General features: G+C 59.3%; 20 protein-coding genes and 1 tRNA gene. 13 read left to right on the top strand and 8 right to left on the bottom strand.

Features of this window, described 5'->3' with window-relative positions:
• The first annotated feature begins 10 nt into the window (after positions 1–10).
• From dnaG to HF949_RS15120, 6 genes are all read left to right on the top strand, one after another.
• A complete protein-coding gene (gene dnaG, locus HF949_RS15145) occupies positions 11–1960 on the top strand; it encodes a DNA primase (protein WP_292896631.1) in 1950 nt (649 codons plus the stop codon).
• Positions 1961–2318: 358 nt separating this feature from the next.
• Complete coding sequence (gene rpoD / locus HF949_RS15140) at positions 2319–4319, top strand: RNA polymerase sigma factor RpoD (protein ID WP_292896629.1); 2001 nt, start codon at positions 2319–2321, stop codon at positions 4317–4319.
• A gap of 138 nt (positions 4320–4457) precedes the next feature.
• Positions 4458–5210: a type I methionyl aminopeptidase gene (gene map / locus HF949_RS15135; protein WP_292896627.1), complete on the top strand. Its 753-nt coding sequence runs from the start codon at positions 4458–4460 to the stop codon at positions 5208–5210.
• Positions 5211–5262: 52 nt separating this feature from the next.
• Positions 5263–5682 carry a secondary thiamine-phosphate synthase enzyme YjbQ gene (locus HF949_RS15130; protein WP_292896625.1) on the top strand — a complete coding sequence of 140 codons (420 nt, stop codon included), beginning with the start codon at positions 5263–5265 and terminating at the stop codon, positions 5680–5682.
• Between the two features lie 83 nt (positions 5683–5765).
• Positions 5766–6059, top strand: coding sequence for an HlyU family transcriptional regulator (locus tag HF949_RS15125; protein WP_292896623.1), 294 nt, complete (start codon positions 5766–5768; stop codon positions 6057–6059).
• 114 nt (positions 6060–6173) lie between these two features.
• Positions 6174–6884 carry a DUF599 domain-containing protein gene (locus HF949_RS15120; protein WP_292896621.1) on the top strand — a complete coding sequence of 237 codons (711 nt, stop codon included), beginning with the start codon at positions 6174–6176 and terminating at the stop codon, positions 6882–6884.
• A 7-nt stretch (positions 6885–6891) separates the two neighbouring features.
• Here HF949_RS15120 and HF949_RS15115 read toward each other — a convergent pair whose 3' ends face one another.
• Complete coding sequence (locus HF949_RS15115) at positions 6892–7488, bottom strand: TetR/AcrR family transcriptional regulator (protein WP_292896619.1); 597 nt, start codon at positions 7486–7488, stop codon at positions 6892–6894.
• A gap of 136 nt (positions 7489–7624) precedes the next feature.
• On the opposite strand from HF949_RS15115, the gene HF949_RS15110 reads away from it, so the two are divergent.
• A complete protein-coding gene (locus HF949_RS15110; protein ID WP_292896617.1) occupies positions 7625–8050 on the top strand; it encodes a VOC family protein in 426 nt (141 codons plus the stop codon).
• A gap of 73 nt (positions 8051–8123) precedes the next feature.
• Here HF949_RS15110 and HF949_RS15105 read toward each other — a convergent pair whose 3' ends face one another.
• The 4 genes from HF949_RS15105 to HF949_RS15090 form a co-directional block, all read right to left on the bottom strand.
• Complete coding sequence (locus HF949_RS15105; RefSeq protein WP_229448785.1) at positions 8124–8558, bottom strand: FKBP-type peptidyl-prolyl cis-trans isomerase; 435 nt, start codon at positions 8556–8558, stop codon at positions 8124–8126.
• Positions 8559–8829: 271 nt separating this feature from the next.
• Positions 8830–9249, bottom strand: a complete 420-nt coding sequence (locus HF949_RS15100) for a VOC family protein (protein WP_292896614.1) — start codon at positions 9247–9249, stop codon at positions 8830–8832.
• Positions 9250–9340: 91 nt separating this feature from the next.
• On the bottom strand, positions 9341–10594 hold the full coding sequence (locus tag HF949_RS15095; protein ID WP_292896612.1) for an RNA polymerase sigma factor: 1254 nt from the start codon (positions 10592–10594) through the stop codon (positions 9341–9343).
• On the bottom strand, positions 10591–10977 hold the full coding sequence (locus HF949_RS15090) for a YciI family protein (protein ID WP_292896610.1): 387 nt from the start codon (positions 10975–10977) through the stop codon (positions 10591–10593). The genes HF949_RS15095 and HF949_RS15090 overlap by 4 nt, the downstream gene beginning before the upstream one ends.
• Before the next feature lie 174 nt (positions 10978–11151).
• On the opposite strand from HF949_RS15090, the gene HF949_RS15085 reads away from it, so the two are divergent.
• Positions 11152–11856, top strand: a complete 705-nt coding sequence (locus tag HF949_RS15085; RefSeq protein ID WP_292896608.1) for an orotate phosphoribosyltransferase — start codon at positions 11152–11154, stop codon at positions 11854–11856.
• A gap of 72 nt (positions 11857–11928) precedes the next feature.
• Here the strand turns inward: HF949_RS15085 and HF949_RS15080 are convergent, their stop codons facing one another.
• Both HF949_RS15080 and HF949_RS15075 read right to left on the bottom strand, forming a co-directional pair.
• Positions 11929–12798 (bottom strand): dihydrodipicolinate synthase family protein, encoded by an 870-nt coding sequence (locus tag HF949_RS15080; protein WP_292896607.1) that lies wholly within the window; start codon positions 12796–12798, stop codon positions 11929–11931.
• A 149-nt stretch (positions 12799–12947) separates the two neighbouring features.
• Positions 12948–14897, bottom strand: coding sequence for an OmpA family protein (locus HF949_RS15075; protein WP_292896605.1), 1950 nt, complete (start codon positions 14895–14897; stop codon positions 12948–12950).
• Positions 14898–15080: 183 nt separating this feature from the next.
• On the opposite strand from HF949_RS15075, the gene HF949_RS15070 reads away from it, so the two are divergent.
• From HF949_RS15070 to HF949_RS15060, 3 genes are all read left to right on the top strand, one after another.
• Complete coding sequence (locus tag HF949_RS15070; RefSeq protein WP_292896603.1) at positions 15081–15530, top strand: YcgN family cysteine cluster protein; 450 nt, start codon at positions 15081–15083, stop codon at positions 15528–15530.
• A gap of 46 nt (positions 15531–15576) precedes the next feature.
• Positions 15577–15999, top strand: a complete 423-nt coding sequence (locus tag HF949_RS15065) for a nuclear transport factor 2 family protein (RefSeq protein ID WP_366931272.1) — start codon at positions 15577–15579, stop codon at positions 15997–15999.
• A gap of 100 nt (positions 16000–16099) precedes the next feature.
• Complete coding sequence (locus HF949_RS15060) at positions 16100–16456, top strand: hypothetical protein (RefSeq protein WP_292896601.1); 357 nt, start codon at positions 16100–16102, stop codon at positions 16454–16456.
• A 121-nt stretch (positions 16457–16577) separates the two neighbouring features.
• On the opposite strand, the gene HF949_RS15055 is transcribed toward HF949_RS15060, so the two are convergent.
• Positions 16578–17306: an SIMPL domain-containing protein gene (locus tag HF949_RS15055; protein WP_292896599.1), complete on the bottom strand. Its 729-nt coding sequence runs from the start codon at positions 17304–17306 to the stop codon at positions 16578–16580.
• Positions 17307–17416: 110 nt separating this feature from the next.
• On the opposite strand from HF949_RS15055, the gene HF949_RS15050 reads away from it, so the two are divergent.
• Positions 17417–17493: transfer RNA gene (locus HF949_RS15050), tRNA-Ile, on the top strand.
• A 1071-nt stretch (positions 17494–18564) separates the two neighbouring features.
• Positions 18565–20855 (top strand): isopeptide-forming domain-containing fimbrial protein (locus tag HF949_RS15045; RefSeq protein ID WP_292896597.1); only part of this gene is annotated, 2291 nt, incomplete at its 3' end.

Here is a 20855-nt window from a genome sequence, read left to right as displayed (position 1 = left end):
CAGGATAAAAATGCGCTTTCCGAATTCCTTTCTCGATGAACTCCGTGACCGCGTGCCCATATCGCAGGTGGTGGGAACGCGCGTAACGTTTGATCGCAAGAAAACCAATGCATCGCGCGGCGACTACTGGGCATGTTGCCCGTTTCACGGAGAGAACACGCCGAGTTTTCATTGCGAAGACAGGAAAGGCCGTTACCACTGTTTCGGCTGCGGGGTTTCGGGTGATCACTTCCGGTTTCTGTCCGAACTCGATGGCATCAGTTTTCCGGAAGCCGTGGAGCGGGTGGCCGACATGGCGGGAGTGCCCATGCCGCAGCGCGATCCGCAGGCCGAGCGGCGCGAGCAGGAGCGCGCCTCCCTGTCTGATGTCATGGAGATGGCGACGGGTTTCTTTCAAAGCATGCTACAGGAGCAGCAGGGCGCAGAAGCGCGTGCCTATTTGCGCGGACGGGGGCTGTCCAGCGCCACTCAACAGGCTTTTCGCATTGGCTATGCCCCTTCAAGCCGGAACGCGCTGAAGGAATATCTGGCTGGCAAAGGGGTAACGAAGGACCAGATCGAGGCTTGTGGTCTTGTTGTGTTCGGCCCCGATATACCGGTTTCCTATGACCGCTTCCGTGACCGGATCATGTTTCCGATCGAGGATGCAAGAGGGCGCGTGATCGCCTTTGGGGGGCGCGCCATGTCGAAAGACGTGCCCGCGAAATATCTGAACTCTCCCGACACCGAGCTCTTCCACAAGGGAACTGTCCTTTACAATCTTGCCCGCGCGCGCCGTTCGGCTGTCAAGGGGGAGCCTGTGATTGCGGTGGAAGGGTATATGGACGTGATCGGGCTCGCCCAGGCTGGTTTCGAAAACGCCGTTGCGCCATTGGGCACCGCCCTCACCGAGAACCAGCTGGATCTGCTTTGGCGCATGTCGGGAGAGCCGGTTCTGTGTTTCGATGGGGACGAGGCGGGTTTGCGGGCCGCCTGGCGTGCTGCAGATATTGCACTGCCACTGGTGCAGCCGGGGCGCAGCCTGCGCTTCGCGCTCCTGCCGCAGGGCAAGGATCCCGACGACCTTGTCCGCGAGGAGGGACCTGATGCGTTTGCGGCAGTTCTTGCCGGAGCGCGGCCGCTTGCCGACATGCTGTGGATGCGTGAGACATCCGGCAAGGTATTCGATACACCGGAGCGCAGGGCCGAACTGGAGCGCAACCTGCAGGCACTGACGGCGCGGATCGGCGACGAGAACCTGAAGCGCCATTACAGTCAGGACATGCGGGAACGCGCGCGCGCGTTCTTTGGCGGAAACCAGGCTCAACGCGGCGGTGGAAGGGGTTTCCGTGAAGGGGGCATCGGCGGGGGGATTGGCGGACGGAACCGCGGCTTCGGCGGACGTCCCGGCGGTGCATCCGGGCGATTGGCTGTTTCGGAGAGTCTTGCCCGTTCTGCGCTGGTGCGCAGCTCGTCACCGACGATGCCGCTGCGTGAAGCGACGCTTCTTGTCTCGCTGGTCAACCATCCACCCCTGATTGACGAGTATTTCGATGCGCTGGACCAGATGCTTTTGGCCAGTGCCGAACTTGGCCGGTTGCGCATGGCGATCCTCGATGCAGTCGCGCATAATCCGGCGCACGATCGTGAGGTCCTTCTGCGCAAGATCGAGGCGGATGGGCTTCTTCCGATCTGGCAGCAGGCGGAAACGCGCGTGAAGTCCGCCTATATGTGGCCAGCGCTTGAAAACGCTGCTCTGGATGACGCTCGGGAAGCCTTTGCGCAGACGCTCCACTTGCACCGGCGCGCAGGCTCTCTACATAAGGAGCTTAAAGCGGCCGAACTGGCGCTCGCCAATGACTGGAATGAAGAGGACGCGCGGCATCTGGTGGAAATCCAGGCTGAGCTGAGCAACCTGCAGGCAACCGAAGCGCTCATCGAAGGCTTCGGTATTCTATCGGGGCGTGCGAATCGGTCCTGACGACGAAGGCGCACCGCCGCAGGGTTTTGGTCGGTGAAAGTTCGAAAAAGCACCTGAATCGCTCTTTGATTCGCTTTTTTGACACGAATCACCATGCTTCGCCTTGACGTCGCGTCGGAATGCAGGAATCAGGATCGATTCGAGAATGAGCCGTGCTGCCGCAGAAGATCGGTGGCACGCAAGAACAAGATACCGAAATTGGACGTGACAGGGAGTCCACCTAAGTATCAGGGTTAATCCGGCATTAACGCGGCCAGCGCTAGATCACGAATCAGGTTGCGAAATGCCGCGACGGACAGCCGTTGCAGCGGCGGCGACGGGGTGGCATGGAACCCCGCTCGGTTGGAGAAGGCAAAGCATGGCGACAAAAGAGAAGGAAGAGGTCGAAACCGAACGTGAGGGCTCCGATGGTCCCTTGCTCGACCTTTCCGACGACGCAGTCAAGAAGATGATCAAGGCCGCCAAGAAGCGCGGCTATGTGACGATGGACGAGCTCAATGCCGTCCTTCCTTCCGGCGAAGTCAGTTCCGAACAGATCGAAGACACGATGGCGATGCTCTCGGATATGGGCATCAATGTGGTGGAAGAAGATGAGGTCTCGGAAGACAATGATTCCAGTGACAGCGAGGAAGGCGGCGAGCTGACCACGCAGTCGGGAACCGCTGTCGCGACGACAACGAAAAAAGAGCCCACAGATCGCACCGACGATCCCGTGCGCATGTATCTGCGTGAGATGGGCTCTGTGGAGCTCCTCTCCCGCGAGGGCGAAATCGCAATCGCGAAGCGCATTGAGGCTGGCCGCGAAACGATGATTGCGGGGCTCTGCGAGAGCCCGCTGACCTTCCAGGCGCTGATCATCTGGCGTGACGAACTGAACGAAGGCAAGATCCTGCTGCGCGAGATCATCGATCTCGAGGCCACTTATGCGGGCCCCGAGGCAAAGCAGGCGCCGGTCGTGCAGCGTCCCGATGAGGAAAACAAGCCGGCGGCTGAGGAAAAGCCAAAGCGTACCCGCGGTGATGACGTCACGGACGTGGGTGGTGAAGGACAGCCGGAGGAAGAGGACGACGAAGAGGAGGATGAGGCCAATCTGTCGCTTGCCGCGATGGAGGCCGAACTCAAGCCCGGTGTCATGGAGACGCTGGACTTTATCGCCGACACCTACAAGAAGCTGCGCAAGCTGCAGGATCAGAAGGTCGAGTCGAGCCTTGCCGATGCCGATAGCCTGTCCAGCAGCCAGGAGCGCCGCTACAAGCAATTGAAGAGCGAGTTGATCACCTCGGTGAAGTCCCTCTCGCTCAACAATGCCCGTATCGAGACTCTGGTCGAGCAGCTCTATGACATCAACAAGCGCCTCGTGCAGAACGAGGGACGCCTGTTGCGGCTTGCAGAGAGCTATGGCGTCAAGCGCGAATCCTTCCTGAAGGAATATCAGGGCTCCGAGCTTGACACGAACTGGACCGAACGCGTTGCAACGCTTTCCGGCAAGGGCTGGAAGGAGTTCTCGAAGAACGAGGCGAAGGCGATCGAGGATCTGCGTGCGGAGATCCAGAATCTCGCACAGGAAACCGCCATCTCCATCGGCGAGTTCCGCAAGATCGTGAACCAGGTCCAGAAGGGCGAACGCGAAGCCGCAATCGCCAAGAAAGAGATGGTAGAGGCCAATCTGCGCCTCGTGATCTCCATCGCGAAGAAGTACACAAACCGTGGTCTTCAGTTCCTGGATCTGATCCAGGAGGGCAATATCGGCCTGATGAAGGCGGTGGACAAGTTCGAGTATCGCCGGGGCTACAAGTTCTCGACCTACGCGACCTGGTGGATCAGGCAGGCGATCACCCGTTCGATCGCCGATCAGGCCCGCACGATCCGTATTCCGGTCCACATGATCGAGACGATCAACAAGATCGTGCGGACATCGCGCCAGATGCTGCACGAGATCGGTCGCGAGCCGACGCCGGAAGAACTTGCCGAGAAGCTCGCCATGCCGCTTGAAAAGGTGCGCAAGGTGCTGAAGATCGCCAAGGAGCCGATCTCGCTCGAAACGCCTGTGGGCGACGAGGAAGATTCGCATCTGGGCGATTTCATCGAGGACAAGGGCGCGGTTCTGCCCATCGATGCGGCCATTCAGGCAAATCTGCGCGAGACGACGACGCGTGTGCTTGCCTCGCTGACGCCGCGCGAGGAACGCGTGTTGCGCATGCGTTTCGGTATCGGCATGAACACCGATCACACGCTGGAAGAGGTCGGTCAGCAGTTCTCGGTGACGCGTGAGCGTATCCGCCAGATCGAAGCGAAGGCGCTGCGCAAGCTCAAGCATCCGAGCCGTTCGCGCAAATTGCGTTCCTTCCTCGATAGCTAGTCGCGCTTGAGTGGCTTGCTCTCACATGGTTTTTTATACACATGTGAGCGGCGACAAGAACAAGAATGCCGGGTCTGAGTGCCCGGCTTTTTTGTTCGGAGGCAATTTCATCAGCATCCGGCAGGGCAAGCCAAAGCAATGACGATCACACATCAGGATGAACTTGACGGCTTGAGAGAAATTGGCCGCATTGTCGCGAACACCATGCATGCCATGGCGAAAGCCATGGAGCCGGGCATGACCACCAGGGAACTGGATCAGATCGGCGGTGCGTTGCTGGAGCGTGAAGGCGCACTTTCTGCGCCGCAGACAACCTATGACTTTCCCGGGGCAACCTGCATCAGCGTGAATGAGGAGATTGCCCACGGCATTCCGGGCGGCAGGATTCTTGCTGAGGGAGACCTGGTCAACATCGATGTTTCGGCATCCAAGAATGGCTATTTTGCCGATACCGGCGCTACATTTCGGCTGGGGAGGGTAGATGCCCGGCTCGAGGGTTTGTGCCGAGATGGCAAGCGCGCCATGGAGATCGGCATCGCGCAGGTGCGCAGCAACAAACCCCTGGCCGGTATCGGAAAAGCGATCGGCCGCTTTGCCGAGCGCCGGGGTTACACCTTGATCCGAAACCTGGCCAGCCATGGGGTTGGGCGATCCTTGCATGAATACCCCGAGGAAATCGCCACCTGGCCGACACGCAATGATAGGCGCCGGATCAACAGGGGGCTGGTTCTGACGGTTGAACCGTTTCTGTCCTGTGGAGGACTTTGGGCCATGCATGGGGACGATGATGCCTGGACCCTGCATGCGGAACCCTGTGCCCCGGTGGTGCAATACGAGCATACGGTCGTGGCAACGGACCGGGGGCCGATCGTGGTCACCTTGCCTGGATGAACCGGGGCTTGCCTGCTTGACAGCGCATTCGTTCGGATGCTCCACCAATAGCATGAGACAGACGATCCTGTCCGTCCCCACTGCGGGGCCCGGGCTGTATGAATTTACCGATCGGGTTGAGAGCTTCGTTGACGAAGCGGGCCTTGTGGCCGGGCTCCTCACGGTGTTCGTGCGTCATACATCCTGCTCTCTGATCATCCAGGAAAACGCCGATGCGGATGTGAAACGGGATCTGGAGACTTTTTTCAGCCGACTCGTTCCGCTCTCTGACGATCCCTCCATGGCTTGGATTGTCCATCGCCTTGAAGGGCCCGACGACATGCCCGCGCACATCAAGGCGGCTTTGACCCAGACATCCATTGGCATCCCGGTGATGAATGGCCGGCTGGTTCTAGGCACCTGGCAGGGCGTCTATCTGTTCGAGCACCGTGTTCGACCGCATCGGCGTGAGGTCGTGTTGCATGTTGCGTGAAGCACCCGGTACGCTTTGTGTTCCGCATTGGCCTGCACAGGGGTAAAACGTGAAGAGATCGCTGAAATGAGGGGAGTAAACACATGTCATTCCTGAAGCGCCTGTTCGGAGGAGGAGCGGACACATCCACCGCGGGGGAAGGAAAGCCGGTAGGGGCTGCTGTCGAGCACAAAGGTTTCATGATCCAGCCCACTCCGTTTTCTGAGGGCGGCCAGTTTCAGACGTGCGCGCTGATCTCGAAAGAGGTGGATGGGGTTCGCAAGGAGCATCGTCTGGTGCGCGCCGATCGCTTCCCAAGTGCAGATCTCGCTGCAGAGCAGGCGGTCCGAAAGGGTCGCCAGGTAATCGATGAGCAGGGTGACCAGATCTTCGGCTGATCGCGTCGTCGGTTTAGCTGTTGCGGGTTTGCAAACCGCAACGGCTGACTGGACCAACAGCGTGGCTTCGGTCAAACTTGCAGTCTGTGGTCTACAGGCTGAAAGGCATTAACATTGACGCTCGCAGCTTCGCTCTTCCCGATTTTTTGCTGGGGGTTCTACACCGTCTTTGCGAGCTGGCTGGAAAAGCGACGGCCCTCGTTGTCCATTATCATGGGTGCGCAGCGCCACCGCTGGGTGCGCAACGCAGTGCGCCGTGAGACGCCGATGGATGCAATCCTCTCGGGCAATCTGATGGGGGCCGTCTCCTTCTTCGCATCAACCACGGTTCTGATCATACTGGCGTTGATCGCCGTGTTCGGTCAAATCAGCGCGGTGGTGGAAGCCGTGTCGGTGATGCAGCCGGCGCTGGACATTTCGAAAGCGGCCGTCGAGCGGCATCTGGTGCTGTTTTTGGTGATGTTCGTGATGGCGTTTTTGTCCTTCACGCTGTCGCTGCGACAGTTCAACCATTTCTGTATCATGCTCGGGGCAGCGGACGAGGCGGATGAATGCGACCCAGAGGAAATCTACGTTATGGCGGCGCTCAACACGATCGCGGCGCGCAATTTCAATCAGGGCATTCGGGCCTACTATTTTTCATTGGGTATGATCGCCTGGTTTGTCTCCGCCTGGGCAGCTATCGGTGTCAGTGTGCTGCTGTTTGCGTCGATACTTTACCGAGAGTTCTTCTCTGCTGCCCGTGAACTGGTTGCCGGTCTCAAGGTTGACGTCACCAATCCTGCCATGAGGGCCGGCGGCAAGAGGAGCCCGGAAAAGCCGTAGCCCGCGCCTACGGGGCGGGGGATAGCCCCTCTATGAGTCCGGCGAGGGCTCGACGATAACTTTCTGCGTCCGCGCCGGCATCAATCGCCAGCGCTGCACGGTCGAATGCCGCGCCAAGCAAGCCGGTCAGCGCATCCAGCGGCAGGTCGCGGATCTGTCGGGCTTCAATGGCAGCCTGCAACCCTTCCCTTAGCGTCCTGTTGCCGTGGCGGCTGTCGATCTCGTCCATTCCGCTTCTTCCGAGAACTGCAGGACCATCGAGGAGCAAGAGGCGTGTGCGTCCGGGGGCAGTCATCGCTTTGAGATAAGCGTGTCCACCCTCGATCAGCGCGCTTGTGGCTGACGAGGAAACGACCGTGTGATGCTCGATCTCATCTGCCACCGTGCTTGCCTCGCGTTCGACCACGGCGGCAAGCAGAGCCTGTTTGTCGGCGAAATGATGATAGAGCGCTCCCCGGGTGACACCGGCTTCGCGAGCGATCTCCGGCGTTCCGGTTTCCGCATAGGATTTCTCCACGAAAAGGCGGCGCGCGGCCTCGATGAGCCTGTCGCGGGTTTCCTCACTGCGCTCGCGGTTGGAACGCCGACCTGATTCCTGTTGCATACATGCAGCCTGTATGTTAATTATCAGTACATGCAGTCTGTATGTTTATAGCGACAATTGTTGATTGCAAGTGTTTTGCGAGTCGCGAGGATCAAAGCATGCAGTTGCGACCAACGCGCCAACAGGAACCATGACGATGAAAATCACCAGTTACTACCCGGTCATCATGACGGAAAAAGTCTCCGAAACCGCAGGGTTTTACTGCGCTCATTTTGGTTTTCAGCCGGCATTTGAGGCGGACTGGTATGTCCATCTTCAGTCAAGCAACGACCCAGGCGTCAATCTCGCCATACTGAACGGAAACCACGCGACCGTGCCGGAGAGCGGCAGGGGGAAGGTGTCAGGTCTGATCCTGAATTTTGAGGTCGAAGATGTAGACGCCGAATATGAGAGGCTGAAAGGCGCGGGGCTTCCAGTGCTGCTGGAACTGCGTGACGAAGCGTTCGGACAACGTCACTTCATCACTGCCGATCCGAATGGTGTTCTGATCGACATCATCAAGCCGATCCCGCCCTCTGCCGAGTTTGCAGACCAATATTCGCCTGATGCCATTCCGCAGTAAGGCTGCACGTGAAGGGGAGACCGCAATGGGGAGCCGCGGTGCGATGGCACCGGCGGCTTCCGCACTATCGTGATCAGGCGCCGACGATCTCGACGACTTCAATGTCAAAAATCAGATCGTGGCCGGCCAGCGGATGATTGGCGTCGACCGTGATTTCGTCATCACCCACGCCAACCACCGTAAGGGAAATCTGGTTTCCGTCCTGCGTGGTGGCCTGGAGGTTGGAGCCGACCTTTACGTCCAGCTCGGGTGGCAACGCTGAGCGTGGTACCGCCTGAACCTGGTTTTCGTCACGGGCACCGTAGGCCTCAGCCGCGGGAATGTTGAGCGTGCCGCTCTCACCCTGCTTCATACCCTGGATCTGTCGGTCGAGGCCGGAGATTATCTGGCCACTGCCCACCTTGAACTCGAGTGGTTCGCGTCCAGCCGAGGAATCAAACTGCGTGCCGTCGGCCAGCTTGCCTGTGTAATGGATGCGTACGACATCGCCGCTTTTGACCTGGCTCATGTCTGTCTCTCAATCGCTTTTGTGTGAGAAGATGTTGACGCGGCATAGCGCTCTGCGTCGGCGAACAGGGATGTGGCAAAGCCTCTCTTTCCCTTGTCGACACAGCCTAGTGCGTGCGGGGCACCCCTGTAAAGCGATGGAAACAAAACGGCCGGGGATGTTTTTCTCCCCGGCCGCCTTTCGCAGCGCGTAATGGCCCTGGGGCTTGGGGAGCACCTGGGGGAGGCCAAACGCCGCGAAAAGGCGCGATCCTTTGAGAATCAGAACGCGGTTATTTGCCGACGATCCCCCAGGCCACGCCGAACGGGTCGAGGAGTTGACCATATCGATCACCCCAGAACATGCGTTCAAGAGGCAATGTCACGTTCATGCCTGCACCCACCGCGCGTGCCCACCAACCGTCGACATCGTCAACGTTCAGGGTCAGTGTGTATCCGGCATGATCCCGCAGGGGTTGACCATATTCCGGATAGGCGTCGCAAAGCATGAGCGAACCGCCGTGAATATAGAGATGAATGTGCATGGTGCGGCCATTCTCGTCTTCCGGTTGCCGGAAAACCTCTTTCGCCGCCAGGGCCTGTTTGTAGAATTCGGCCGCTTTTGATGCGCCATCGACAATGAGATAAGGGACGACACCGCCGAGAACCTCGGGCATTTCCCCCCGGTCTGCAACATTGTGGGTTTCGGACATGATTTTCTCCTAATGACAAGCCCGCGATGTCGGGACTCCTCATCAGGACGAATGGCGGTCGGTACGTCCGACATGCCGCCCGAATTTTTGTTCAATCCGTTTGTGTTTTCATGGCCAACCGATCCAGATGCTGACGTATATGTGCGGCTTCGGCTGGTGTGCGCGCCAGCGCGATGGCGCGGTCGAACGCTTCGCGAGCTTCTTCGGCGCGTCCAATTTCGCCCAGATATGCACCGCGTACACCGTGGTAGTAAAAATAACCCGAAAGGCGTTCCGCCAGAGGGGTGATCAATCGTAACGCGGCTTCGGGTCCGCGAATTTTGGATACTGCGACCGAGCGGTTGAGCGTGATGACAGGTGACGGCGTCTGGCTTTCCAGCATCTGATAGAGAAGGTCTATTTCTTCCCAGTCGGTTTCTACCGGCGTGCGGGCACGCGCGTGAAGTGCCGCAATTGCCGCCTGCACCTGATAGGGGCCGGGCCGTCCGTGGCGCAGAGCCTTGTCCACCAGGGCCAGTCCCTCTTCAATGCCGGTGCGGTTCCAGAGTGTCCGATCCTGGTCATCAAGCAGAACGGCATTGCCATCCGCATCCGTGCGGGCGGCACTGCGGGCGTGCTGGAGAAGCATGAGGGCGAGGAGCCCCATGATCTCGGGTTCGGAAGGGAAAAGCCGCAGCAACAGGCGGGCAAGCCGGATGGCCTCATCGCACAGCGAGGAGCGCACGACTTCCGCGCCGCTGGTTGCGGAATAACCCTCGTTAAAAACCAGATAGATCATCGCTGCGACCGATCCGAGCCGTTCGGAGCGCTCGACGGCGTTGGGTGCGGCAAAGGGAACGTTTGCCTCGGCTACCCGACGCTTGGCGCGGGTAATGCGTTGCTCCATGGCCTTTTCGCCCACCAGAAAGGCGCTGGCGATCTCGCGTACGCTGAGCCCCGAGACGATGCGCAATGCGAGCGCCACTTGCTGTGTTGCCGGAAGATCGGGATGGCAGCAGACGAACATCAGCCGCAGGATATCGTCGCGGTAGTGCGCATCGTCCAGCCGTTCGGCCATGTCGGCCTCGACGTCGTCGAGATCCGATATCCTGTCTTCGGAGGGTAGTGCAGTGCTGCGGCTGTCGCGCCTTACGCCATCCAGCGCTGCATTGCGACCGACGAAAATCAGCCAGGCGGTCGGGTCGCGGGGCGGGCCCTTGATCGGCCAGTTTTTCAACGCCCGCAGACACGCCTCCTGGAAAGCCTCCTCGGCTCGGTCGAGATCGCGAAAATAGCGTAGAAGTGCGCCCATAGCCTGCGGGCGCGAGCTTGTGAGCGCATTCTCGATCCAGGCGAGTTCGGTCATTTGGGAGCCGCTTCCCTCTCAGGCAAAGTGCCTTTCTCAAAAATCTGTATCGGGCGAACTTCGAATGTGACGCTCTCGCCCTCTTTCAGGCGTTTGGCGAAATCGACGACCTCCTCCAGATTCTCGCAATCCACGACGTAGAAACCGAGCAACTGTTCCTTGGTTTCGGCGAAGGGGCCGTCGAGTACGAGCTGATCGCTTCCCGAAGCCCGGATCGTCGTTGCCGCGGATGTGGGCATCAGACGGATTGCCGGGCCCATGCGGTCCGTCTCGACCAGCTCCTTCTGGACACGCCGACGCTTGGCGAGCACAGCATCGTCCTCTTCCCTGGACCAGGACATGACGACGTCTTCATTGTGGTAGCAGAGAATTGCGTAGAGCATTCCAGTTCCTTTCTCGTTTGGAAGACGTCAGAGCTTGAAGCATTCCGACATGGTGCGTCGAGAAAATTATGAGATGAATGGCGCAAAGCCATCCACCGGAATATTGTCGGAAAAACTTCCGCCCGGCGTTCAATCCTGATAGCTGAAAGCCGCGTCACCAACCGAGAGCCAGCCATGTTCGCCAACACATTCCCCGACCGCGCCCTGATTGCCGAGACCGTGGCCAAGATGCTGATAGAGATCAAGGCGGTTCATTTCCGGGCTGATGAACCCTATACGTTCACTTCAGGGCTCAAGAGCCCGGTCTACATCGACTGCCGGAAGCTGATTTCCTATCCGCGTATTCGCTCCGCGATCATGGATTTTGCGGCCTCGGTCGTTCTGCGGGATGCCGGGTTCGAAAAGTTCGACGCGGTGGCCGGAGGCGAGACGGCAGGCATTCCCTTTGCTGCCTGGCTCTCTGACAAGCTCGGCCTGCCCATGCTCTATGTGCGCAAGAAGCCCAAGGGCTTTGGACGCGATGCCCAAATCGAAGGCAATCTGAATGAAGGTGCGCGGCTGCTTCTGGTGGAAGACCTGACCACGGATGGCGGGAGCAAGCTCAAATTTGCCGAGGCCGTGCGCAAGGCTGGCGCCGAAGTGACGGACACTTTCGCCGTCTTTTACTACGGGATATTTCCGGACACTCCCAAGCGTCTGGAAGACGCGGGTATGCGGCTTCACTACCTCACCACCTGGTGGGATGTGCTGCAGGTGGCGCGCACAGACAAGCTTTTCGACGAGAAGACGCTCGATGAAGTGGAAAAGTTTCTCAACAAGCCGCTTGAATGGTCTGCAGCCAATGGCGGTATCTCCGAGATCGGCGAAAAGGCTGGCTGACGGGCAGCCGGTATTCACAGAACAGGAGGCCGGCGGGCGGCAGATCGCATCGCGGAAATGCCGCCGGCCGGTTCACAGAGGAATCTCGTCCAGTGCCGCTTTCTGCTCGTTTGAGAGCGGCATGTGCGGTGGCAGCGGAGCGGCAAAGCCTGCGTCACCATGCAGTCTCGCAGTCAGGTATTTAACCGCGGGAATGAGTGGGTGCGCCGATATTGCGGTGCGTGCACTGGACGCCGCCTCCAGGGCATCATCATTGGTGGGTTCGGCCCAAAGTTTTGCAACAAGCGGCGCGGTCACGCTGGCGGTTGCTGAAATGCATCCGGCGTAATTTTCAGATTCCGCCTTCGAAATTGAGGCTTCGTTGCTCGGGAAGACGGCAAAATCACTGATCTTTGCCAGTTCGGAAGCATAGTCGAGATCGCCTGAACTGTCTTTCGCACCGGCTATGCGATCAGGGAATGCCTCTTTCAGACGGCGGGCAAGGGCCGGGGAGAAGGTGATGCCCGTCATCTGCGGGAAATTGTAAAGATAGACGGGAATGGGGTTTCCGGACGTGCCGGAGATCAGTCGCTCGAACCAGGCGAACAGACCGTCATCGCTCACTCCCTTGTAATAGTAAGGTGGCAAAACCAGCGCTGCGGCAAAGCCGAGTTCATGGGCGCGCCGGGTCAGCGCGACTGCCGTCTTCAGGTCCGGGGTGCCCGTGCCAACCATCAGTCTGCTGCTGTCGAGGGCGCCGACGGCTGCTTCCATGAGAGCGGTGCGTTGTTCAGCCCCAAACGAATTGGCTTCGCCCGTCGTGCCGAGCACATTCAGCGCATCGCAGCCATTGTCCAGTGCCCATTGCGCATGGCGCAGAAAACGGGCCGTGTCCGGATCTCCCGACGCTGTCACAGGAGTTGGGACGGCGGCGATAACACCATGCAGGCCGTTGCGCTTCATGATGGAACTCCTTTGAGCGACATTGAATTCGAAGGCATCTTGCAGATTTGAAAGACAAAGCAAAGCCCGGCCGGAGGAGGGAACATCCGACCGGGCTCCTTTCGCCAGCCCGCTGCCAGAGCATGGGGCGGACGGAAAGCCTTCACGGCTTATCTGGCGCTGGCCACCGGTGCGACAAGCGGGGTAATACGCCGCAGGGCCACACGCCGGTTTTCGCGTTCGCGCTCCTGTGTATTGATCTTGAGGTAGCGTTCGCCATAGCCCTGAGTGACGAGGTTCTCCGGCTGAATGCCGAACACATCCGTCAGGGCGCGGGCGACGGATTCGGCCCGGCGATCCGAGAGTGCCAGATTGGCAAGGTCGGAACCGACTGCATCCGTATGGCCCTCTATGAGGAAAGTTTCGGCGGGGTTCTCGTCCAGCATGCGTTGAATGGCGGTGGCGATCGCCTCGAGCTCGTCAATTTCGCTTTCTTCGATATCGGCTGAGCCAAAGGCGAATTCGACGGTATCGAGATCGATACGGCGAACCATATCGCGCAGTCGCGCGGTGCGCTTCACCTCTTCCAGAGAGTATATCCGCCGCACCGGTTCTACCGGAGGCTGCTCCAGGAAGGTGTAATAGCGCTCGGGATCCTCCACCTGCTCAGCCTCCAGAATATACTCGCTCACGGGGATTGTCAGGCGGAGCGGAGGCAATTCGCGGGCCGGGTCGTGCCACCGGTCGACGGTTTCGAGCCGTTCGTCCGGCACGAAGACGAGGACCTGTTCCCGTCCGTCCGGCGTAACCCGCACGCGGCGGATGACATCGCCATAACGGTTGCGAACCGTGATCAGGCGAACGCCGTTGGGACGTGTTACGACCTCGCGCACACGGCCGCGTGGCAGTTCTTCATAATAAACTTCGTCATCGTCGCGGATAAGCCGGTCGCTGTCCTGACTTTCAACGAAAACCTGGTTGTTGATCTGAATGATCGTCCGGTTGTCGTTGAACTCGCGCACGACCTCTGCGGTTTCACGCCGCTCTCGCAGTTCACGCCGGCGTTCGCGGCGTTCCTCGCGTGTCTGACCCATTTCAATGCGTTCGCCCCTCTCTTCAAGAATGTTGCGTATTTCGCTGCGAAGCGTTTCAGGGTTGATAGCGTCTGTCTGTGCCTCGGCGTCGCTTTCAGGCATGGGTGCCTGCTGCGATTCTGTGGGAGCTTCGGCGCTATCCGTATCGGGGGCACTGTCCGCATCTGGCGTTTTGGCCGGAGTGCGGGTCTGTGCTTCACCTTCGGCCTCCGGCTCCTTTTCACTGTCCAGAACAGGAGCGGCGTTTTCAGGCAGGGGCTCGGTAGCCTGCGGTTCAGGCTGGGTGTCGCTCTCTGGCTGAGCCTGGTCCGTTTCATTCGCAGGCTCTTCCGGGATTGCGGGAGTGGCTTCCTTTGCCTCACCAGAGGGCTGGCTCTCAGCCGGAACCACCTCTTCTACAGGTGCATCTTCAACCTCATCCGCACGAGGGGCAGGCGCAGGCTCTGCCGGCGCATCCGTATCGGTAGGCGCTGCTTCTGAGGCCGCCTCGGGCTCGGGTTTTGGCTCAGCATCTTCCTCCGCGTCCGGAGAGGCCTTTTGGGTTTCAACGGCAGGCTTCTCCTCAGCGGGCATGTTCTCCGCAGGCGGCGCTTCTTCAGCGGCTTCGGGTTCAACGGGGGCGGGGGGCTGTTCCTCGGACACCTCGTTATCGGAAGGCGCCTCCTCAGCCGCAGCATCGCGGTCGGCTCCAGAGGCTTTCTCGGTGGGAGGTTCTTCCGTTGCAGCGGGTTGATCGGTTTCCGTTTCAGCTGCCGGCGGGGGTGCCGCGGGTTCGGACTCGGTCCCGGCTTCCGACGCGGGTGCATCCTCGCCCTCCACCGGGGCTTCTTCCTTCTGCTTTTTGTTGCCGCGCTTCTTCAAAAGGGCGCGCCAGGCTTCTTCGGTCATGCCCTTGGGCTTTTCGGCCTGTGCCAGCACCACGCCGGAGGAGCGCTCGGTTGCAATGCTGTGCTGTGTCGCCAGAGGTCCGGCCGCAATGAGCAGACCGAGGGCGGTTGTCGTCATGATCCGCTTTCGCGTCGTCATAAAATCTCTCCTGTATGCAGGCGTCCCATCGCCGCTTTAACCGCTTCAATGGCGTTCGGTTCCCATTTTTGCGGGATTGAAACCGGAGCGTGTGAAAGCATGACCGCGACGTGATGAGAACGTGTCTGAAACGGGGCGGACACGATGCTTGACGCGCGATGCCTGGCGGTTCAAAGCTCGAGCATGACAACCAAAGAATTCTGGAAGACCAAGACGCTCGCAGAGCTCAACGACCAGGAATGGGAAGCTCTTTGCGACGGCTGTGGCAAATGCTGCCTCGCCAAGCTCGAGGATGAAGAGACCGCTGAGATATACTGGACGAGTGTGGGGTGCCGCCTGTTCAATGGCGAGACGTGCCGGTGCAGCGACTATGGGAACCGGCTGAAACGCGTTCCCGATTGCGTGCGGCTGACACCGAACAATGTGGGCAGCATTCCCTGGCTTCCCAGCACATGCGGTTATCGCCTCGTGGCGGAGGGGAGGGATCTCCCCTGGTGGCATCCGCTGGTTTCGGGCGATCCCAACACCGTGCACGAGGCCGGCGTGTCCATTCGTGGCCGTGTGAAGACCAACGAAGATCAATTGGCGGAGCCGGAAGACTATTTTGCGTTCATCCTGGACGAGGAACCATAGACATCATTCGATGTTTCCTTCCGGGGTGCTTTATGAATGAGGAGTGATGACGATGTCCGAGGAAGAGGCGCGCAGCCTGGTGCAATCTTTTCTGGATGCCTTGAACGCCAACGACCACGAGGCAGCTCTGGCATTGGTAAGCGAGGATGTGGCGCATGATCCATTTGACGGCGAGCGGGAGATCGGGCGCGAGAAACTGCGTTGGCGTCTCGGACTGAAGGCACGGCATTTCGATGAGCGGCTTGCAGACACCACCGTGATGAACGCCCCTGGCGGTGTTCGTGCGGCCGCCGAGTTCACGGTTCGCGGCACCTATCGGGCAACCGCAGAAGGCCTGCCGGAGGCGGCGGGGCAGACTTATGCGCTCCCCGGCGGAATGTTTTTCGAGATCGATGGCGGCGAAATCACAAGGATCAGCGAGCAGCGCAACCCGGTACAGTGGAACGCGGCTTTGTCGGTCGTTGGCTGAATGCCATATGAACAGCCTGTTCCTGAACGGTTCAGGCGTGGTTTGACAATGTGATCTCCATGAAGGGCGCGCGAGGGTCCCGAGCACCAAGGAGAACACAATGTTTCACAAACTGAAGATCGCCACACTTTCAGCAATGATTGGGTTGGGCACGCTGGTTGCCGCACCTGCGACAGCTCAGGCGGACAGCCTTTATTTCGGCTTTGGCATTGGTGGCCCCTCGGGCGGTTACCTTTACGGCAACAGTGCCCGCAGCCACCGGGCCGAACGTCCTCGCGGCCATTATCGCACCTGCACGCCAAGGCAGGCAGTGCGCAAGGCAGAACGCATGGGTATCCGGCGTGCCCGGGTGGTCAGGGCCAATCGCAACATCATTCGCGTGGCAGGCCGCACGCATTGGGGACGGCAGCATGTTGTCTTCGCCCGTGCACCACGGTGTCCGGTGATCCCCCGGTGATCCCCCGGTGATCCCCCGGTGATCCCCCGGTGATCCGTTGAGTGTGGATTGATCGACGATAATACGAGAAAGCCGCCGGTTTGCGCTGGCGGCTTTCGATTCTAATATTTGAGCGCCCGGTTTACCGGTCGAGTTCAAAGGTCACATTGACCTGCACCTGATAGGTGTTCTCGCCCGCTTCCACTGGCACAGCCTCGGCGGAGGCCTGCATTCGAACAGCCTTGCCGGCATAGGGCATTGGAGGGCGCTGATGCATCTGCTCTGAGATCTCGACGATATCGCCCAATTTCACCCCGGCAGCCTCAGCCAGTGTGTTCGCTTTGTCGAGCGCGTCCCTGACGGCTCGTTTTCGAGCCTCGGTGATGGCCTGGGATGGATCGTCGTTGGTAAAGCTCAGACCACCGCCCTGGTTCACGCCCAGAGTGACCGAACGGTCAAGAACTGCGCCGACCTTCTCGAGATCACGGATGCGTACGGTCAGCGTATTGCCAACTTCGTAGCCCACGATCCGCGGCGTCTTCTCGTCATTCTTTTCGTTCGGATATACATAGCGCGGGTTGATGGACAGACCGCCGGTCTGCAGATCACGCGCCTCAATGCCATCTTCCTTCATCGCATCGATCACGGCGGTCATTGCCTGACTGTTCGCATCAAGAGCGTCGCGCGCCGTCTCGGCTTCGCGTACGACGGCGATGGTAAGGATCGCCATATCGGGGCTGACAGCGGCTTCTCCCTCGCCCGTCACGATGATTCGGCTGTCCCTTTCATCTGCAGAAGCTGGAACAGCGCTGAAAAGAGAAACGGCAAGCATGGGAGCAGCGAGCACGGCGGGGAAAACGGTTCTGGTCATGGAAAACTCCTTTTGCGATGTCCCGAAAAGCCACCTAGCGATGGATTGTGTATCGATTGCGGCAAGATGACTTGTGCGACGGGAAAAAAGCAATTAATCCATCGCCCACCGGGCCTGTAGCTCAATTGGTTAGAGCCGGCGGCTCATAACCGCTTGGTTGGGGGTTCGAGTCCCTCCGGGCCCACCATCGACCACACTGTTGGCGATGCGGGTCTATTCCGGTCGATCGCCCCGGTTTTTTCATCATAACTGGTTAAAATTTTATTAATCCAAGGACTCCCAACGACTGGTGTTTCCGGTGGATAGACTATTACTGCGATCCGTATTTTTATTTGTGTTTTGTCTTTTCTCGAACTTTGCCTTTTCACAAATTGGCATCGGTTTCCGAGGGGATGGCGACTACGTAGGCACGATCGGCTCGAATAAAGGATCGGTTGAGGGTTACCAGTGTCCGGCCGGTACAGTACTCCGAGGGCTCTATCACGCTGACGTCTCCACGGGATTGAATGTGCGAGGCATGACAGCTCAAGTCGGACTTTATTGCGCCTCCATATCAGTTCTTCCCAACGGGTCTGTCGAGACGATCAACACTTCTGTTGACGGGACTCCGGAGGTTTCCGGTTATGCATATCCAAATCGAACAACCGAGCGACATGGATACTGTGCATCCGGGCAGATTGTTCATCAGTTAGGAGGTTACGATCGGATCGTACCTCCGAATAGATACCCATGGGCTTCCAGTTTGCGAATGGCGTGCCGTCCTCTTCAACTGGGTGCGTCGGATTGGGTTTCTGTCAGTACGGTCACTACGGCATCGGAGCAAACTGTTGGTGTGAATGAAGGCAACGGGCGCCATATTTTCCGGGGTTGGTTCTGCGACAACGAAGCCTATCGTGCAGCTTCGGGGGTTCATAGGCAGGCCGGAGGGCGCGGGTATGATGGTATCAATGTCTATTGCGGACATTTGGAGCAGGCCCGCCATTCGGCGGCTTTGAGTTTTTCCGATTTTGCCTGGGACCAGACCATTGGCGGTTCCGGTTGGCTGGTCAACCTGACGAAAGACGACGTTCTTCTCGACAATGGAAGCGGACTTTCGGGTGAACATGTCGAGCCATATCTCGTTCCGTCCAGCAACGACCCCACAGACTACGCCTCCAGCAACGAGGTTTTTGTGTTACCAGGATCCGGTTACGGAGCCACGGCCTCGCAGAGGCCAACGGGTATTCCCGCTAACTCATTTGCGGAAACAGGCGGTTGTGTGAGCAAGATTGAACACATCAACCGAGAAGACAGCACCTGTTCCCTTTTGGTTTCCGGTCGTCCGGATCTATCGATTTCCATCTCCGCACCGGCAGGCGTTTACAACGCGCCCGGTGACACGATGGACATGAGCGTGAGTGCCACCAACCTTGGTCCCGGTACCGCAGAAGCGTCGGACGGTTTCGCCATCACTGTTTCCGTGCCGACCGGGTGGACGGCCAGTCCGGTGCCCGGGTGCACGGTTTCGGGACAAACGGTCTCCTGTGCGGTGAGCTCGCCGCTTTCTCCCGCGCCAACCCCCGGGGGCACTGGCGGCACCATAGCGTTCACCATCCCTCTGGTCGCAAATCCGGATGCCGTTTCCGGAAGCTTTCCACTTGTTGCCACGCTCGATCGCGCTGTGCCCGATGGAGACGCCGACCCGTCGAACGATGATTATGACCAGTCCAACGATCAGGCGCAGGGCACCGTTGAGTTCGTCAAACTGCCAAGACTGACGGTTCGCAAGACCACTTTTGACGATGTGGGCACCTTCACGTTCACAGGGAACAATGGTTGGGAAAGCCAGACCATCACCACCATCTCTGAAGGGGTCGCTGAGCCGGGGAACAAGCAGATCCTGTCAGAGGTCGGTGTCGAAACAGTCATTTCAGAGACCCTGCCGCCCAACTGGGTTCTGGATGATGTTATCTGTCAGGGGATGGGGGCGGGGGGAACGGTTTCGTTCGATGAAAACTCCTTCACGCTCTCCTCCGAAGCTGTTGCGGTCGACAGCGAGATCGACTGCGCGGTAATCAATCAGAAGGTCTTGCTGAGCACCTCCAAGATGTCAGATGTGGGCGACGGTGTTGGTGTTCAGGCAGGTGACACGATCACCTACACGCTGACGACCGACGTGACGGGAGGGACGACCTCGCAGGATCTGGTTCTGTCGGACACGCTGGGGGCTGGGCTCGACTTCGACAGCGTGATCGCGCCGGGGGCCTTCGCTCCGAACACAGGCAGCGCGCCGAACCTGTCGTTCACGCTTCCTTCCGGTACCGCAGCGGGAACCTACAGCGTGTCCTACACGGCGACGGTTTCTGACAGTGCGGCAGGATCGGTTTCGAACAGTGCCGTCGCCGATGTGGGTGAGTGCTCCCCCTGCGCAACCACGAACCCGCTTGTTGAATTGAGCTCATCCAAAACATCGGATGTGGGCGACGGTGTTGGTGTTCAGGCGGGGGATACGATCACCTACACGCTGACAACCGAGGTGACGGGTGGCGATACGACACAGGATCTCGTTCTGAGCGATACGCTGGGAGCAGGGCTCGACTTTGATAGCGTGACGGCGCCGGGGGCCTTCGTTCCGGACACAGGCAGCGCGCCGACCCTCTCGTTCACGCTTCCTGCCGGCAGAGCAGCAGGCACCTACAGTGTGACCTATACTGCGACGGTGTCGGACAGTGCGGCGGGCTCGGTTTCGAACAGTGTTGTGGCCGATGTGGGTGAGTGCTCTCCCTGCACAACCACGAACCCGCTTGTTGAGCTCAGCACGTCGAAGGCTTCGGATGTGGGGGACGGGGTTGGCGTTCAGGCGGGTGACACGATCACCTACACGCTGACCACCGAGGTGACGGGAGGAACGACGACGCGAGAGCTTGTCCTTACCGACGTGCTGGGAGCGGGGCTCGAGTTTGGCAGCGTCACGGCACCGGGGGTGTTTGACCCCGATACGGGCGGTGCACCGACCCTGACATTCAAACTTCCTGCCGGCACGCCGGCCGGTTCGCACAGCGTATCCTACACGGCGACAGTGTCTGAGAGCGCTTCGGACTCGGTCTCGAATGCTGCTAGTGCCGATTTTGGCGAATGCAGCTCATGCACCACAACGAATCCTCTTGTAAGAACCACCACTTCGAAGGTTGTCGATGTCGGCAACGGCGTAGGTGTTCAGGTCGGAGATACTCTGACCTATACGCTGACGACTGTTGTCGTAGCCGGAGTGTCAACACAGGACCTCGTCCTGACCGATACGTTGGGGGCGGGGCTGGAGTTTGGCAGTGTGACGGCGCCGGGCACGTTCACTCCGAACACAGGCGGCGCGCCTGAGCTTTCGTTCACGCTTCCTTCTGGAACGCCGGCGGGGACTTACAGCGTGTCCTATACGGCGACGGTGTCGGACAGTGCGGCAGGCTCGGTTTCGAACAGTGCGGTGGCCAACATCGGCGATTGCTCTTCTTGCACGACCGCGAATCCGCTTGTTGAGCTGAGCTCATCCAAAACATCGGATGTGGGCGACGGTGT

Origin of the sequence: Nitratireductor sp. (assembly GCF_017794765.1) — a bacterium.
GTDB lineage: Bacteria > Pseudomonadota > Alphaproteobacteria > Rhizobiales > Rhizobiaceae > Nitratireductor.
The sequence above is the reverse complement of the archived record's forward strand: the minus strand, read 5'-3'. Positions and strand labels throughout refer to the sequence as shown.

Bases quoted from the DNA above. Each gene is read 5' to 3' on its own strand.
- HF949_RS15065 (WP_366931272.1), top strand. From the start codon at position 15,577: ATGACGATGTCCGAGGAAGAGGCGCGCAGCCTGGTGCAATCTTTTCTG.
- HF949_RS15085 (WP_292896608.1), top strand. From the start codon at position 11,152: ATGTTCGCCAACACATTCCCCGACCGCGCCCTGATTGCCGAGACCGTG.
- HF949_RS15075 (WP_292896605.1), bottom strand. From the start codon at position 14,897: ATGACGACGCGAAAGCGGATCATGACGACAACCGCCCTCGGTCTGCTC.
- HF949_RS15055 (WP_292896599.1), bottom strand. From the start codon at position 17,306: ATGACCAGAACCGTTTTCCCCGCCGTGCTCGCTGCTCCCATGCTTGCC.
- HF949_RS15090 (WP_292896610.1), bottom strand. From the start codon at position 10,977: ATGCTCTACGCAATTCTCTGCTACCACAATGAAGACGTCGTCATGTCC.
- HF949_RS15080 (WP_292896607.1), bottom strand. From the start codon at position 12,798: ATGAAGCGCAACGGCCTGCATGGTGTTATCGCCGCCGTCCCAACTCCT.
- HF949_RS15105 (WP_229448785.1), bottom strand. From the start codon at position 8,558: ATGAGCCAGGTCAAAAGCGGCGATGTCGTACGCATCCATTACACAGGC.
- HF949_RS15100 (WP_292896614.1), bottom strand. From the start codon at position 9,249: ATGTCCGAAACCCACAATGTTGCAGACCGGGGGGAAATGCCCGAGGTT.
- HF949_RS15125 (WP_292896623.1), top strand. From the start codon at position 5,766: ATGTCATTCCTGAAGCGCCTGTTCGGAGGAGGAGCGGACACATCCACC.
- HF949_RS15130 (WP_292896625.1), top strand. From the start codon at position 5,263: ATGAGACAGACGATCCTGTCCGTCCCCACTGCGGGGCCCGGGCTGTAT.
- dnaG (WP_292896631.1), top strand. From the start codon at position 11: ATGCGCTTTCCGAATTCCTTTCTCGATGAACTCCGTGACCGCGTGCCC.
- map (WP_292896627.1), top strand. From the start codon at position 4,458: ATGACGATCACACATCAGGATGAACTTGACGGCTTGAGAGAAATTGGC.
- HF949_RS15095 (WP_292896612.1), bottom strand. From the start codon at position 10,594: ATGACCGAACTCGCCTGGATCGAGAATGCGCTCACAAGCTCGCGCCCG.
- HF949_RS15110 (WP_292896617.1), top strand. From the start codon at position 7,625: ATGAAAATCACCAGTTACTACCCGGTCATCATGACGGAAAAAGTCTCC.
- rpoD (WP_292896629.1), top strand. From the start codon at position 2,319: ATGGCGACAAAAGAGAAGGAAGAGGTCGAAACCGAACGTGAGGGCTCC.
- HF949_RS15070 (WP_292896603.1), top strand. From the start codon at position 15,081: ATGACAACCAAAGAATTCTGGAAGACCAAGACGCTCGCAGAGCTCAAC.
- HF949_RS15115 (WP_292896619.1), bottom strand. From the start codon at position 7,488: ATGCAACAGGAATCAGGTCGGCGTTCCAACCGCGAGCGCAGTGAGGAA.
- HF949_RS15060 (WP_292896601.1), top strand. From the start codon at position 16,100: ATGTTTCACAAACTGAAGATCGCCACACTTTCAGCAATGATTGGGTTG.